The organism is Gordonibacter sp. RACS_AR49, from assembly GCF_030418435.1.
GTDB lineage: Bacteria > Actinomycetota > Coriobacteriia > Coriobacteriales > Eggerthellaceae > Gordonibacter > Gordonibacter urolithinfaciens.
This window is the reverse complement of the sequence record NZ_JAIUDM010000005.1, coordinates 131,253-145,580: the sequence shown is the minus strand read 5'-3', so window position 1 is coordinate 145,580 and position 14,328 is coordinate 131,253. Positions and strand designations below refer to the sequence as shown.

Annotated in this window: 11 protein-coding genes; 4 read left to right on the top strand and 7 right to left on the bottom strand. The window is 67.8% G+C overall.

Features of this window, described 5'->3' with window-relative positions; all coding sequences use genetic code 11:
- Positions 1–44: 44 nt before the first annotated feature.
- Positions 45–482 (bottom strand): GNAT family N-acetyltransferase, encoded by a 438-nt coding sequence (locus LB310_RS09780; protein WP_087190958.1) that lies wholly within the window; start codon positions 480–482, stop codon positions 45–47.
- A 224-nt stretch (positions 483–706) separates the two neighbouring features.
- Here LB310_RS09780 and argS point away from each other — a divergent pair, with 224 nt between their 5' ends.
- Positions 707–2,434: an arginine--tRNA ligase gene (argS, locus tag LB310_RS09775; protein WP_278807135.1), complete on the top strand. Its 1,728-nt coding sequence runs from the start codon at positions 707–709 to the stop codon at positions 2,432–2,434.
- A gap of 180 nt (positions 2,435–2,614) precedes the next feature.
- Here argS and LB310_RS09770 read toward each other — a convergent pair whose 3' ends face one another.
- Complete coding sequence (locus LB310_RS09770) at positions 2,615–4,660, bottom strand: Na+/H+ antiporter (protein ID WP_278807226.1); 2,046 nt, start codon at positions 4,658–4,660, stop codon at positions 2,615–2,617.
- A 117-nt stretch (positions 4,661–4,777) separates the two neighbouring features.
- Positions 4,778–5,353: a DUF1836 domain-containing protein gene (locus LB310_RS09765; protein WP_278807228.1), complete on the bottom strand. Its 576-nt coding sequence runs from the start codon at positions 5,351–5,353 to the stop codon at positions 4,778–4,780.
- A 164-nt stretch (positions 5,354–5,517) separates the two neighbouring features.
- On the opposite strand from LB310_RS09765, the gene LB310_RS09760 reads away from it, so the two are divergent.
- Positions 5,518–6,372: a DegV family protein gene (locus tag LB310_RS09760; protein WP_278807229.1), complete on the top strand. Its 855-nt coding sequence runs from the start codon at positions 5,518–5,520 to the stop codon at positions 6,370–6,372.
- Between the two features lie 15 nt (positions 6,373–6,387).
- Here LB310_RS09760 and LB310_RS09755 read toward each other — a convergent pair whose 3' ends face one another.
- Both LB310_RS09755 and LB310_RS09750 read right to left on the bottom strand, forming a co-directional pair.
- Positions 6,388–7,806: a sensor histidine kinase KdpD gene (locus LB310_RS09755; protein ID WP_278807230.1), complete on the bottom strand. Its 1,419-nt coding sequence runs from the start codon at positions 7,804–7,806 to the stop codon at positions 6,388–6,390.
- Between the two features lie 2 nt (positions 7,807–7,808).
- On the bottom strand, positions 7,809–8,537 hold the full coding sequence (locus tag LB310_RS09750) for a response regulator transcription factor (protein WP_367316812.1): 729 nt from the start codon (positions 8,535–8,537) through the stop codon (positions 7,809–7,811).
- Between the two features lie 226 nt (positions 8,538–8,763).
- On the opposite strand from LB310_RS09750, the gene LB310_RS09745 reads away from it, so the two are divergent.
- Together LB310_RS09745 and LB310_RS09740 are read left to right on the top strand one after the other, a co-directional pair.
- Positions 8,764–9,573: an ABC transporter ATP-binding protein gene (locus tag LB310_RS09745; protein ID WP_367316811.1), complete on the top strand. Its 810-nt coding sequence runs from the start codon at positions 8,764–8,766 to the stop codon at positions 9,571–9,573.
- Positions 9,563–11,665, top strand: a complete 2,103-nt coding sequence (locus tag LB310_RS09740) for an ABC transporter permease (RefSeq protein WP_278807235.1) — start codon at positions 9,563–9,565, stop codon at positions 11,663–11,665. Before LB310_RS09745 ends, LB310_RS09740 begins: the two co-directional genes overlap by 11 nt.
- Before the next feature lie 59 nt (positions 11,666–11,724).
- On the opposite strand, the gene LB310_RS09735 is transcribed toward LB310_RS09740, so the two are convergent.
- Both LB310_RS09735 and LB310_RS09730 read right to left on the bottom strand, forming a co-directional pair.
- Positions 11,725–13,533, bottom strand: a complete 1,809-nt coding sequence (locus LB310_RS09735) for a hypothetical protein (protein ID WP_278807236.1) — start codon at positions 13,531–13,533, stop codon at positions 11,725–11,727.
- The gene (locus LB310_RS09730) at positions 13,530–14,231 is read right to left on the bottom strand and encodes a sigma-70 family RNA polymerase sigma factor (protein ID WP_278807237.1); all 702 of its coding nucleotides are present in this window, start codon (positions 14,229–14,231) and stop codon (positions 13,530–13,532) included. Before LB310_RS09730 ends, LB310_RS09735 begins: the two co-directional genes overlap by 4 nt.
- Positions 14,232–14,328 lie beyond the last annotated feature (97 nt).

Below are 14,328 nucleotides of genomic sequence, written 5' to 3'. Positions count from 1 at the left end.
CGCATGCGTTTCGAGCAGGTCGTCCGCCCTGCGCGGTTTCCGCCCTACAGCGCCTTCCGCATCCAGACGTGCTCCACGTGCTCGTCCAGCTCAACGGGGCCGTACTGCTCGTAGCCGCGGCGCTCGTAGAACGGGGTCACGCGGCACTGGGCATGCAGGTGCATCTCCGTGGCCCCGGATTCGCGTGCGAGGCGCTCGGACTCGGCCAGCAGCGCCGCGCCGAGGCCGTCGCCGCGCGCCTCGGGCAGCACGGCCAGGCGGCCGAACACCCAGCGGCCGGGCTCGTCGGGGTGCTCGGGGTCGGGGAACGTGCGCGCGCAGCCCGCGAGCGCGCCCTCGGCGTCGTAGAGGGTCACGTGGAGGGTGGCCGGGTGCGCATCGAGGCTGTCGAACTCGTTCGCGAAGCCCTGCTCCTCCATGAACACGCGCGTGCGCACGATGCGCGCGTCCGCGAAGTTTCCCTGCTCGAACCGGTATTCCATGGCGTTTCCTTTCCGTGGGGTGCAGGCGTCTACGATACCACAGGGCGCACGGCGGGCGGGGCGCGCTTAACCGAACTCGCTTTTTGCGAGGTCATGTGTGCTTTTTCTGCATAAGGAGCCACGCGTGGTCCGGGTGGCGCCGCGCGGGTCCTCCGTGCGGGCAAAAGGTGGTAGAATCGACCGATATGCAACCGTTTGGATATCGAACAGGAAAGATGCGCACCATGCAAATTCGCGAACAACTTGAACAGCTGATCGACGCGGCCGTCGCGGCTGCGTGCAAGGACGGATCGCTCGAGCTCGAGCAGGCTCCCGAGGCGGCGCTTGAGCGTCCGCGCGACGAGGCCAACGGCGACTGGGCGTCCACCGTGGCCATGCGCTCGGCCAAGCTCGCCAAGAAGAACCCGCGCGAGATCGCCCAGATCATCGTCGACCACCTGCCGGAGAACGATCTCGTGCAGAGCGTGGACATCGCCGGCCCCGGCTTCATCAACATCCGCCTGGCCCCGTCGGCCCTGCAGGGCGTGGCCGCCCAGGCGCGCGCCGAGAAGGGCGACTTCGGCCGCGGCACCATCCCGGAGGGCGAGCGCAAGATCAACCTCGAGTACATCTCGGCGAACCCGACCGGCCCTTTGCACGTGGGCCACGGCCGTTGGGCCGCGCTCGGCGACGCCACGGCGCGCGTCATGCGCCACGCGGGCTACGACGTGTTCGAGGAGTTCTACATCAACGACGCCGGCACGCAGATGGACAACTTCGGCGAGTCGGTGGCCGTGCGCTACCAGCAGCTGCTCGGCCGCGACGTCGAGATGCCCGAGGCGTGCTACGCCGGCTCCTACGTGAAGGACATCGCTCAGTTCATCATTGACGAGGACGGCGACGTGTGGCTCGACGCCGACCCGAAGGAGCGCATGGAGAACTTCCGCGAGCGCGCCTACGCCTACGAGCTGGCCGAGCAGCATCGCGTCACCGAGCGCTTCGGCACCACGTTCGAGTGCTGGTTCAGCGAGCGCAGCCTGTACGTGCCCGACGAGACCGGCAAGAGCGCGGTGGACCGAAGCCTCGAGGCCATGGACGAGAAGGGCTACATCTACGTAAAGGACGGCGCCACCTGGTTCAAGTCGAGCGCGTTCGATGACGAGAAGGACCGCGTGCTCATCAAGGCCAACGGCGAGATGACGTACTTCATGAGCGACGTGGCGTACCACTACAACAAAATGGAACGCGGCTTCGACCATCTCATCAACATCTGGGGCGCCGACCACCACGGCTACATCGCCCGCTGCGAGGCTATGCTCGCGGCCTGGGGCTGGCCCGGCGCGCTCGAGATCATGCTCGGCCAGCTGGTGAACCTGTTCCGCGACGGCGAGGCCGTCCGCATGTCCAAGCGCACCGGCGAGATGATCACGTTCGAGGAGCTCATCGACGAGGTGGGCGTGGACGCGACCCGCTACCTCATGCTGGCGAAGTCCTCGGACCAGCCCATCGACTTCGACATCGAGGTGGCGAAGAAGAAGGACGCGTCGAACCCGGTGTACTACGTGCAGTACGCGCATGCCCGCATCTGCTCCATCCTGCGCAAGGCGGCCGACCCGGCCGACGCCGAGGCCGCGGAGGCCGGCGAGATGAGCATGGACGAGCTGGCTGCGAAGGTGATTCCCGCCGACGTGGACCTCTCGCCCCTCACGCACGAGTCCGAGCTCGCGCTCATGCGCAAGATGGACGACTTCGGGCCGCTCGTGGCCCAGGCCGCCCGCGACCGCGCCGCGTTCCGCCTGACGCACTACGCGCAGGACCTCGCATCGCTCTTCCACTCGTTCTACACGAACTGCCACGTCATCGGCGAGGAGGAGGCTGTTACGAACGCGCGTCTCGCGCTCGTCGATGCCACCCGCATCGTGTTGGCGAAGTCGCTCGACCTCCTGGGCGTTACCGCTCCGGCGAAGATGTAAGCACGGACGCACCAGCGATTCGAAGGGCCGCCCGCGGGCGGCCCTTTTGCGTGTGGGCGGTCGGGGCGAGACAGGGGGGCGAGACAGGGGGACGGGGATAATGTCTCATTCCGGAACGCCTTCGGAGCTCGCTAGGCGCAGGGGAATGAGACATTATCCCCGTCCCCCTGTCTCGCCCCATCACACGTTGTCCTCCAAATCCACCTGCATCAGGTACACGTTCTCGCGCAGGCGCTTCGCGGAGGCGCGGCAGAGGTCGCCCTCCTCGTAGCGGGTCTGGATCTGCTCCAGCTCCAAGCGCAGCCCCAAGCGCTCCACGTCCGTCGCCAAGGCGCCGGCGCGGGCGAGCGCGGTGATGGAGGGGTTCGCGTTGCGCAGCATCGAGATGGTGCGCTGGTACTCCATGACCAGTGCGCTCACGTCCTCGGCCGGCTCGTTGCACTCGGGCGACGTCAGCATGGCCTGCAGCTTCCCGACGACGTGCTCGGAGCCCTTGATCTGCAGCTCGCGGATGGCCTGCGTGCGCTCGGTGGGGCTCACGCCGGGCAGGCCGCTTAGTAGGCGGTGCCATCCGGTGCGGGCCAGCGCGCGCATTCGCAGGTAGGCGTTCTGCAGCGACCAGCGGCCCGCATGGTGCTTCAGCAGGTTCTCTATGTGCGCGAGGCGGCTTAGGTACTGGTAGCCCACGATGGGGTAGACCTCCTCGGCCTCGATGAGCTTCAGCACGTAGTCTTGCTCCCAATCGAGCGCGCGCAGCCGCAGGGCGGTGTTCGGCTCGTCCAGGATGTCGTTGCTGTTCTTGATGCGCGCGATGCGCTGGTTGTACGAGTGGATGACCGTCTGCGTGGCCGTGCGGTTCTCGGGCGTCTGGCGCGCGGCCAGCTCCTCTATCACGGAGCGCAGTATCTCCAGGCTCACCTGCGTCTCGTCGCAGCGCAGATCCTCGTCGGTCGGGGGCTTCTTCGGCGCCAGCAGCGGCACCACGAACGTGGCCAAGAGCAGCGTGACCACGATGACGCCGCAGGCCAAGAATATGATGAGTTCCCGCTGGGGGAAGGCCACCACGCCGCGCAACGGGTCGAGGTACGTCACCGGTATGGTGAGCACCACGGCCAGCGTGATGGTGCCCTTCGGCCCGCCCAGCGCCATGACCAGCGACGAGCGCACGTCGGCGCGCCATCCCGGCCGCTGGCCCTCCGGCGCGCGGTGCGAGTGGTAGCGCTCCATGGCGAGCAGCCACACGAAGCGCACCGCCACGTAGATGAGCGTGAGCAGCAGGATGTAGCCGATGAGCACGCCGTTGTCGATGCTCACGTCGTCCCAGGTTCCCTGCATGGCCTTCGGCAGCTGCGTGCCCAAGAACACGAACACGATGCCGTTCAGCGCGAACGACAGCACGCGCCACACGCTGGACGACACGATGTTCATGCGCGAGATAGAGGGCCCGATGGTGCGCGGCGATATGACGTTCACCAGGCCCGCCGCCACCACGGCGATGATGCCGCTCGTGCCCAGCTGGTTGGCCACGAGGTACACGATGAACGGTGTGAACACCTCGAACAGCACGTGGAACGTCGTGTTCTCGAGGCCCCACGAGCGCACGCGCCGCACGAGGAAGTTGCCCAAATACCCCAGCGCCAAGCCGATGGCGATGCCGCCGAAGAAGCTCACGACGAAGTCGAGCGAGGCGTTCAGCAGCGAGAACGTGCCCGTGGTGGCCGCCGCAAGGGCGAACTGGAACGCCACGATGCCCGAGGCGTCGTTGATGAGCGACTCGCCCTCCAAAATGCTCTTGTCGCGCGGTGCGATGTCCGTCTCCTTCGAGAGCGACGCCACGGCAACGGCATCGGTGGGGCCGAGCGCAGCTCCCAGCGCGAAGGCGGCGAACAGGCCGATGGAGGGCTCGAGCCATTCGACGGCGAACCCGATGATAAGGGCGGTGACCACCACCAGGCCGATGGCCAGCGACAGCACGGGCCGGCGGTTCTTCCACAGCGCGCCCTTGTCCACGTTCTTGGCCTCGTCGAACAGGAGGGGCGCGATGAACAGCACGAGGAACAGGTCGGGGTCGAGCGTGATGTTGATCTGCGAGGGGGCGAACAGGGCGATGAGCAGCCCCAGTCCGATCTGGATGAGCGGGGAGGACACTTTGGGGACAAGCTGGTCGATCACCGAGGAGAGCAGGACGGCCGCGAGCATGAGCAGTGCGAGCACGAGTGCCTCCACCGATCGCCCTCCTTACGTTGCGTTGCTTTCCGGGATGCCGGACCGAAAGGCCGGCCCCTTTATTGTAACCGACCGTTGAGCGGGGGCGCCCTTCAAAGGCGAGGGTTTTTCATGTGGTTACGCAGGCCCTGCAACGCCTTGCGAGTCATTTCCCCCAGCGGGCTCCTCCCGTATGAGAGCGACGCTGGCCTTGATGTGAAGCGTGTAGGCCACGGCTGCCGTGGACGCCAGCACCAGGTCGCGCTCGAAGTCGCCAGGCGCATCGCCGCTGGCAAGGCCCTGGGGGCTGGCGGGGCGGGCTCCGAACAGCGCGCGGACGGCCGCCTCGAACGCATCGCAGTAGTAGTCGTAGGCCACGCCTGTGTCGAACGTTGCTATCTGGCGGCGAATGAGAAGGTCGATTTCCGAGAGCGAGAATGTCTGCTTCAGCGTGCAGATGACCACGAGGTAGGCCACGTGGTCGCGCGAGTACTTCTTGCCGGCCGCCGCCGCCAGCACGCCCTGCTTCACGTAGTTGTTCACCATCGAGCGCGTGATGATCTTCTCGTCGGGCTGGTAAAGGGGTGCGAGCGTTTCCTCGAGGAAGCCCACGAGCTGGTCCATGTACAGGTCGATGCGGGGTATCTCCCCGTAGCGGGGCAAGTGCAGCTTGAGAAGCCGCTGGGCGTAGGGCGTTGCGCTGACGTCTTTCATGGGCCGTGCCTTCCGGTTCGAGCGCTTTTTGCGGGTCGTATCGGGGGAGCATAGCAAGAAAGGGTTTCTGCGTCAATTACTACAACTTGTTGACATGGTGATAAAAAGCACGTAATCTAGTTTTTAATACAAGATAGAGAAGCACCCGATCGAAAGCAGGCCCCATGGACTCTTCCCGCATCGCGCTCGTCGTTGACTCGTGCACGGACGTTCCCCCGGAGGACATCGAGCGCTTCGGCATGTACGTGGTGCCGCTGCAGGTGAACTACCGGGACGAGACGTTTCTGGACAAGGTCACCATCACGCCGCAGCAGGTATACGACCGCTTTGCCGAGGAGGTGCCCACCACGTCCACGCCCACGCCGGCCGTGGCGCGCGAGGTGCTGGAGCGCGTGGTGGCCGACGGTTACAGCCAGGCCGTCGTCGTCACCATATCGAGCGGGCTCTCGGCAACCTACGACCTCATGCGCTCGGTAGCGTCGGGCGTAGCGGGGCTCGAGTGCGCCATCGTGGACACGCGCAACATCGGCATGGGCGCCGGGCTCGTGGCGCTGGCCGTGGCGCGCATGCTGGCGGACGGGGCATCGCTCGATGATGTGCGGCGCGAGAGCGAGCGCATCGTGCGCGACACGAAGGTGTTCTTCTGCGTCGATACGTTGGAGTACCTGCATAAGGGCGGGCGTATCGGCAACGTGACGTACGCCGTGGGCAGCATGCTGGACATGCGGCCGGTCATCACCTGCAACGAGCAGGGCGTGTACGTGACGGTGTCGAAGGCGAAAGGTCGCCGCCAGTCGCTCAAGAAGGCCATGGCGTGCGCCGAGAAGTTCGCGTCGCGGTTCCCGTGCTGCACGATGGCAGTGGTGAACGGCGACGCCGCCGAGGAGGCTGCTGCCGTGCGCTCCGAGCTGGGAGAGCGGGTCGGGCATGCGGACGCCTGGTACGAGGGCCAGATCAGCCCGGTGCTCGTGGTACACACCGGCCCCGGCCTCATCGGCATCGGCATCTGCGGGGCGTAGGCCTTCCGGCGTCCGTCACGCCAACGGCAGCAGGACCTCCACGGCGAAGCCGCGTCCCGGCTCGCTCTCCAGCGCGATCGAGCCGCCGTGGGCGCGGGCGATGCGGTCCACCAGCACGAGGCCCAGCCCGTGCTCCTCGCCGTAGGAGCCGGCGGCGCTGCGGGCGGTGCGAGCGCGCGCCAGGCGCGCCTCGAGCGCGGCAAGCTCCTCGGGCGCGGCCCCCGCGCCGTCGTCGGCCACGCGGATCGCGGCGAGCCCCTCGCGCGCCGAAAGCGTCACCGCCACGTTGCAGCCGCCCTCGTTGTGCAGGCGCGCGTTGGCGATGGCGTTCTCCACGGCGCGCGTGATCAGGCGCTCGTCGCCCAGCACCACGGCCTCGGCAGCGCCCTCGGCCACCTCGAGGTCGAGGGGGTGCAGCTCGTCGAGGCCCGCGTTCATGTGCCCCGCCACCACCGAGCGCAGAAGGCGCGGCAGGGGCACGCGCTCCAGCTTGAGCGGCTGCATGTCGTAGTCAAGCTGGGAGGCGGTGTTGAGGTCGGTGACGAGGTCCTTGATCTTGAGCCCCTGCGCGCGGATGAGGGCCGCCTCGGCGCGCGCGTCCTCCGGCATCCGTTCGTCGGCCGCCAGCGCGTCGGCGTAGCCGAGGATCATCGACAGCGGCGTGCGGATGTCGTGCGACACGCCGCGGATCCAGTTCGCGCGCGCGGCGTCCTTCTGCTCGATGATGCCCGATGCCTCGGTGATCTGGTCGCCGATCTCGCGCAGGTCGCCCTTGAGGCGCAGCTCGGCGGCGCGTCCTTCCGAGAGCGCGTCGAGCGCGTCGGCGATGGGGCCCACCGCCCTCTGCGTGCGCCGTCGCGACGCCGCGTACACCGTGAACAGGATCCCCAGGTCGACGGCGAACACGAGCAGCAGGTAGAACGGGACCATGCGCACGGTGGACGCGGGGAACGTGAGGCCCATGTGCCAGTACGTGCCCTTCGGGAAGCCCACCGCGAGCAGGCCGTCGTCGCGGTCCCAGAAGAAGGCAGGGTAGTCGGCGATGTTGGCGTAGTGCGCGGCCATGGCCACCTCGTCGGGGGAGAAGGACGCGGGAACGTCGTCAGGCGCTCCGTGCGACCAGGCCACCGCGCCTTCGCCGTCCACGAGGATCGCCCACGCGCCGTGGGCGTCGAGCTCCGCGGCCCCCGCCTCGCCGAGCTCCCAGCCCTCCTCGCCGCGCGCGAGCGCGCCGTCCACGGCACGCGTCACCGTGGCGGGCGTGCCGTCGTCGAAGTTCTCGTTGGACTCGTTGTAGGCGATGACCGTGTACAGGAAGAAGTCCACCACCACGATGAGAAAGGCGAGCGCGGCGAACAGCAGCAGCTGCTTCGTGAAGAACCGCGCGAGGCTGGGGGCCCGCTTCCCGCGCCGTCCGCGCGTCCCGCCCGCCATGCTCATCCTCGCTTCACGAGCTTGTAGCCGAGCCCCCGTGCCGTGACGAGCGAGGCGGGCTTCGACGGGTTGGCCTCGATCTTCTCGCGCAGGCGGCGGATGTGCGCCATGAGCGAGTTCTCGTAGCCGAACGACGTGCCCCAGCACGCCTCGCACAAGGCGTCGATGGTGACGATGCGCCCGGCGTTGCGCGCGAGCACGCTCAGTATCTCATGCTCCTTCGCGGTGAGCAGCACCGTGCTCCCGTCCTCGCGCTCCACCTCGGCCGTGGCGAAGTTCACGCGGCAGGCGTCGAGCTCGAGCGACGGGCTCTCCTCGGCGTAGCAGCGCCGGAGCACCGCGGCGATGCGCAGCACGAGCTCCTGGGGAAGGAACGGCTTGGCGATGTAGTCGTCGGCGCCCAGGGAGAGGCCGCTCACGCGGTGATAAGGCTCGTCCTTCGCCGTGAGGAACACCGCGGGCACGCGTGCGCAGGCGGGCCGCTCGCGCACGCGTGCGAGCAGGTCGAAGCCGTCCATGCCGGGCATCATCACGTCCAGCACGAGCAGCTGGTAGGCGCGCTCGGGCGAGGCCGCGCGGCTGTCGATGGCGGCGAGCGCCTCGGCCCCCGCATGCGCGACGTCCACGCAGGCGAACCCCGCTCCGTGCAGGATGGCCGCCACCATGTCGGCCAGCTCGCGCTCGTTGTCCACCACCAGGATGCGCTTGCCGCGCAAATGCTCGTCCACCATGCCGAATCCGCCCGATGCCATCTTCGCTCCCTTCTCTCACGTTCGCATTATGGCACATCCGCCCCGCGCACGGGCGGCCGCGCGGGGGGCGTAAGGCAGCCGCAAGGCAGCGTAAGGAAAGCGCAAGGGAGGGGAAGGGAGGGCGTAAGGCCGCCCGCGTAAGCTTGTCTGCGGAGCCGATCGAGAGAAGGAGACGAACATGGCGGCACAACATGCAGGGCAGGCGATGCAGACGGTGGTGGAAGTGCGCAACGTGGGCAAGCGCTACGGCATCGAGGGGCGCAAGCGCGACGGGAGCGTGACGCAGGCGCTCGACCACGTGAGCTTCGCGGTGGCGGCAGGCGAGTTCACCGGCATCATGGGGCCCAGCGGGTCGGGCAAGTCCACGCTGCTCAACTGCCTGGCCACCATCGATGCGCCCACCAGCGGCAGCATCCATATCGGCGGGCGCGACGTGGGGTCGCTCGCCGGCAAGGAGCTGGCGCGGTTCAGGCGCGAGGAGCTGGGTTTCATCTTCCAGGATTCGAACCTGCTCGACACGCTCACGGCGTACGAGAACATCGCGCTCGCGCTGACCATCCAGAAGATCCCGGCGCGCGAGATCGACGCGCGCGTGCAGGAGGCGGCGCGCACGCTCGGCATAGCGGACGTGCTGCAGAAGCATCCCTACCAGCTGTCCGGCGGCCAGAAGCAGCGCGTGGCCGCGGCACGCGCCACGGTGGGCCGCCCGCGCCTCGTGCTGGCCGACGAGCCTACCGGCGCCCTCGACTCGAAGTCGGCCAGGCAGCTGCTCGAGTCGCTCGCGTACCTGAACAGCCGCGGGTCCACCATCCTCATGGTCACGCACGACTCGTTCTCGGCCAGCTACTGCAACCGCATCATCTTCATCAAGGACGGCGGCCTGTTCGGCGAGCTGCGCCGATCGGGCGCCGACCGCGGGGCGTTCTACCGCAAGATCGTGGAGATGGTGTCGACCATGGGCGGCGCGGGCGATGACGAGCTTGCCGAAGGCGAGGTGGCGCGCCATGCTTGCTAGGCTCGCGCTCGGCAACGTGCGCAAGTCCCTCGCGGACTTCGGCGTCTACTTCCTCACGGTCATGCTGGGCGTGGCCGTGTTCTATGCATTCAATTCCATGACGGCCCAGCAGGGCGTGCTCGCGTTCTCCGAGACGCAGGACAAGATGTTCGATCTTCTGGGCATGGTGATCGGCGGCGTGTCGGTGTTCATCGCGTTCGTGCTCGTGTTCTTGGTGGTGTACGCGAACGGATTCCTCATCAAGCGGCGCAAGCGCGAGTTCGGGGTGTACCTGACACTGGGCATGAGCACGGGCGACGTGGTGAGGATCGTGGCGCTTGAATCGCTCATCGTGGGCGCGGCGTCGCTCGCGGTGGGCCTTGCGGTGGGCGTGGGGCTCTCGCAGCTTCTGCTGCAGCTCACAAGCGCGTTGTTCAAGGCCGACGTGGCGGCTGCCGGCGGGTTCGCGTTCGTGTTCTCGGCCGACGCGCTGGCGAAGACCGCCGTCGTGTTCGCGGCCATCTTCCTGGTTGCCGCTTTGCTGAACGCGCGCACGGTGGCACGGGCGAAGCTCATCGACCTGCTCCACGCAAGCAGCAGGAACGAGGAGATGAAGCTCAAGAGCCTGCCGCTGTCGCTCGTGCTGTTCGCGGTGTCGCTCGTGCTGATCGGCGTATCGTACAAGCTGCTCATCGACAACGGGCTCATGGAGCCTTCGCCGGAATTCGCCGCGGCCACGGTGCTCGTGTGCGTGGGCACGGTGCTGTTCTTCTATGCGCTGTCGGGCTTTTTGCTGAAGTTCGTGCAGCTTGCACGCCCGCTGTACCTGCGCGGGCTCAACATGTTCACGCTGCGGCAGCTGAACGCCAAGGTGAACACCACGTTCGCGTCGCTGTCGGTGGTGTGCATCGTGCTGTTCCTGGCCATCACCAGCGTGTGCGGCGGCATCGGCATCCGCAACGCCATCGACGGCTCGCTGGACAGGAGCACCGACTACAGCGCCAGCGTGTCCACCTCCTTCGGCTCCTACAACGCCGAGGCGGGCTTCCAGGCGGCGGACCTGGGGGCGTTCGGCGAGTTCGCCGAGCAGCAGGGCTACGATATGGTTGCCGGGCTGCGCTCGAGCGTGGCTGCAGTGGGGGCAGGCGACTATGACGCGGTCGTGTCCGGTGCGGCTCAGGTCGATCTGTTGGTTGACCCGTCCGACGGCCTGGTGATGGACGACGTGGAGCGCGCGAGCGGCCTGGTGCTGGCTGATTACGCGGGCGCGTCCATCAACAGCGGCTACGGCGTGTACCCTGTGTACGTGGCGGCGTTGTCGCAGGTCAACGATGCGCTTGCGCTGGCGGGCAAGCCCGCGCTCGAACTGGGAGCGGGGGAGTGCGCGGTCTATAGCGACTCCGACATTACGAGCGGGTTCTACCGCGATGTGGTGGAACGCGGCACCATGCTGACGGTGGGCGGACGCGCTATGCGCGTGGTCGAGTTCCGCGACGATTGCCTGCAGACCACGCCGTTCCCCATGAACACCGGTACGCTCGTGGTGCCCGACGAGGCGGTGTCGGAGGGTGCGCGCATCCTGCAGTCCATCCTCGACGTGCAGTGTGCAAGCGATGCGGACGAGGCGGCGTTCGGCGAGATGATGGACGCCGTGTCGGATACCGACAATCCCGACACCTGGCCCATCACGCTGTCCATGACGCGCGCCGATGTCTTCGACCAGAGCATCAGCCTTTCCACCATCGTGGCGTACCTGGCCATCTACCTCGGTTTCGTGCTGGTCATCGCCTGCGCGGCCATCCTGGCCATCCAGCAGCTCTCCGACGCGTCCGACAACGCGCAGCGCTACGGCCTGCTGCGCAAGCTGGGCGCCCCCGAGCGCATGATCGACGGCGCGCTGTTCGTGCAGGTGCTCGTGTACTTCCTGTTCCCGCTGCTGTTGGCCGTGGCGCACTCCGCGTGCGCGCTCGTGGTGGTCACCGACGTCGTGGCCGTGTTTGGGCACCTCGACATCACCTCGATGGCGCTCGCCTGCGCCGGAGCGTTCCTCGCGGTGTACGGCGTCTACTTCGCCGTGACGTACCTCGGCGCCCGCAAGCTCGCCCGCGAGTAAGGACGACAACGCCCCCGCAGGTTCGACCTGCGGGGGCGTTGCATGGAGGGACCGGGCGGCTAGATCTGCCCGCCTACGGAGAACACCACGAGCGCGCCGTCCTTGTCGAAACCTGCGAGGAAGAAGAGGCTCCCATCGTCGGCGAGCCGGATCGGCAGCACGTGCAGCAGGGTCAAGCGGGCGGTTCCGTTCGGTGCGACAATCGCATTGCGCGGATTATCGGGGTCGAGCGTTACCTCCCCCGTTGCGCTCACGTCGAGCGTGAAGTAGCTCGTGTCTATCTCGTGCAGACTATCGTTCCCATCGACGAGGCCGAATGCTCCGAAGTTGCGCAAGTCCAGCTCCACGGGCTCATCGTTCGGGTTCTTTACCTCGATGGCGGCTTCAAGGTAGCAGTACCCCTCATCGGAGAGGGTGCCGTCGTCGTTGAACGCGTAACCGTAGCGCTCCTGCGTGCACTTGTTGAAGTACCCCACGTTGCCCAGCCAGCCATAGACGGTCTCGGTAAATTCGTCGGGCGTCTTGCCACTCGGCGGCGTGGCTGCGCGTGTGACGGAGACCGGCCCTACGGCAAGCTGCCGCTCGTCGTCGCCCTGCTCGTAAGGTGGTTGAATTTGGATGGCCGCAGTCTCGCCCGCATCGTGGATGGCCATGTCGGCGATGGTCGCGGCGTGCGGCTCGCCGTTCGAGAACGTCGACACAGGGCGCGTCTCCTCGGCGCGTTCGAGCGTGTCGGCGGGCAGCACCTCGTCGGCGCGGTCGTTCGCGTCGTCCAGCGGGAAGGGGAACGGCCCGTTTCCGGCTTCCACTACGGTGCCGTAGAGCGACTTCGCCGATGTGCCCGCCTCGGCATCGTCCGCAGCGAGGCGAGGGGTCAGGCGGGGGGTGCCGTCTACCATCTCGGTCTCGAAGTTGGCGACGTGCAGCTCGATGGCCTGCGTGGATATGCTGCCGTCCTCGAACGTCACGGTGACGGTGAGCGTCTGCCCGTCGAACAGGTCGATGACGGGGGATTCGGGATTGTTCGCGGCGTTTTCGGGAACCTCGCCCTCGTTCGTCCAGAGGCCGAAGCTCGTCGTGCCGTCGGCGATGCCGGGGTCGTCGTCCGCGGAGACGTCGATGGTGGCGCCCATGAGCTTCGCAAGGCTCAGCTTGCTCTCGCCGTCGCGCATGGCGCTGCCCACGAAGTCGTAGCCGCCGTAGTGCTCGCCGGTGCCGCGCGACGTGGGCTTCCAGCTCGCAAGCTCGCCCATGCGCGGGTCGTCGGGGTCGGTCGGCCCGTCTTCGAACGTCACGCGGTACAGCGCCCCGCCCGTGAGATGCGCCTGCACGCGGACGATGCCCTCGCCTTCCACGTGGAAGAGGCAGCCCGAGAAGAAGCCGCTCACCTTGTAGTCGTCGCCTCCCCGAAATCGGTAGCCCAGGTCGCGGTCGAACGCCACGGTGCCGCCCTCGCCCGGTGCAAGGGGCGCGCTGCCGTCGCTCGCGTAGGCGCGCACCGAGAAGCCGCAGCGTGCTGCGGCCTCGTCGAGCGTGATGGCGGGGGAGCCCGAGAGCGACGAGGTGAAGGCGGGGATGCCGGCCACCGCGAGCGCGCCGGCCACGAGGCAGGCGGCCGCGACCGGCGCCCAGCGGCGGGCGAGGGATGCGGCGCCGACGGAATGGCCGGCGGTGCGCGAGACGGGCCGGGGACGGCGCCGGGTCGGGCGCTTGGCGGACACGGCTCCCTTCGCGGGCGCCTGGCTCCCGGCGTACTGTGCCGTGCCCTCTTGCAGGGCGTTGCAGACGGCGCGCTGTTTGAGCTCGGGGGAGGCTTCGACGTGGGATTGCGACGCGGCGTAGCGCGTGCGGAACTCGTTCTCGTTCATGGGCGTGCTCCTAGGTCGATCTTGAGTGCCTTGCGTGCGCGGTGGAGGTGGGAGCGGACGGTGGCGGGACGCTCGCCGGTGATACGGGCGATCTCTTCGGTTGCGTACCCCTCGTAGTAGTGCAGGTGCACGGCGGTGCGCTGGCGGTCGGTCAGGCGGGCGAGGGCGGCCTCCAGCTCGTCGTCACGGTCCGCGGCGCCCTCCGGGGCGTTCGGGTCGGGATGGTCGGCGAGGCGCGCCACGTCCTCGTCGCCGAGTGCGGCGCGCTTCCGGTGCCAGGGGCTGCGGTGCAGGTCGTTGCAGCAGTTGACGGTCACGTGCAGAAGCCAGGCCTTCAAATGCTCGTCGTCGCGGAAGCGCTTGCCGCCTTGATGCAGGCGCAGGAACACGGTCTGGAACACGTCCTCGGCGTCGGCGCGGTTGCCCGTGCGGCTCGCCGCCAGGCGCAGGACCGTGTCGCCCCAGCGCCCGACCGCATCCTCGAGGAACGCCGCCGCCTCGCGCGCCTGCGCGCCGCCTGCCTCGGTTATTGCGTCGGGGGCGTCGCCGCGGAAGGCGTTGCACGCATCGCTGCCGCCTGCCGCCCGGGACGTGCCGGTGCTGGAAGCGCCGTCGAGCGGGGGGCGTGCCGCGTCCGGCCGCCTCCGCCCTGCGCCGCCGAAGCCCGCGGGCAGCGCTATCTCGCCTGATTCTTCCATACCTCATCTCCTTTCCCCTAGAACACGGGGAAGGAACCGTCATTTGTTGCGCTCTGCCCGAAAAAAGACGGGCGGTTTCGATCGCCCGTCGAAACCG

What these genes read in the sequence shown, in the direction of transcription:
- argS (WP_278807135.1), top strand. Translation starts at nt 707, where the DNA reads ATGCAAATTCGCGAACAACTTGAACAGCTGATCGACGCGGCCGTCGCG.
- LB310_RS09745 (WP_367316811.1), top strand. Translation starts at nt 8,764, where the DNA reads ATGCAGACGGTGGTGGAAGTGCGCAACGTGGGCAAGCGCTACGGCATC.
- LB310_RS09755 (WP_278807230.1), bottom strand. Translation starts at nt 7,806, where the DNA reads ATGGCGGGCGGGACGCGCGGACGGCGCGGGAAGCGGGCCCCCAGCCTC.
- LB310_RS09740 (WP_278807235.1), top strand. Translation starts at nt 9,563, where the DNA reads ATGCTTGCTAGGCTCGCGCTCGGCAACGTGCGCAAGTCCCTCGCGGAC.
- LB310_RS09765 (WP_278807228.1), bottom strand. Translation starts at nt 5,353, where the DNA reads ATGAAAGACGTCAGCGCAACGCCCTACGCCCAGCGGCTTCTCAAGCTG.
- LB310_RS09760 (WP_278807229.1), top strand. Translation starts at nt 5,518, where the DNA reads ATGGACTCTTCCCGCATCGCGCTCGTCGTTGACTCGTGCACGGACGTT.
- LB310_RS09735 (WP_278807236.1), bottom strand. Translation starts at nt 13,533, where the DNA reads ATGAACGAGAACGAGTTCCGCACGCGCTACGCCGCGTCGCAATCCCAC.
- LB310_RS09730 (WP_278807237.1), bottom strand. Translation starts at nt 14,231, where the DNA reads ATGGAAGAATCAGGCGAGATAGCGCTGCCCGCGGGCTTCGGCGGCGCA.
- LB310_RS09780 (WP_087190958.1), bottom strand. Translation starts at nt 482, where the DNA reads ATGGAATACCGGTTCGAGCAGGGAAACTTCGCGGACGCGCGCATCGTG.
- LB310_RS09750 (WP_367316812.1), bottom strand. Translation starts at nt 8,537, where the DNA reads ATGGTGGACGAGCATTTGCGCGGCAAGCGCATCCTGGTGGTGGACAAC.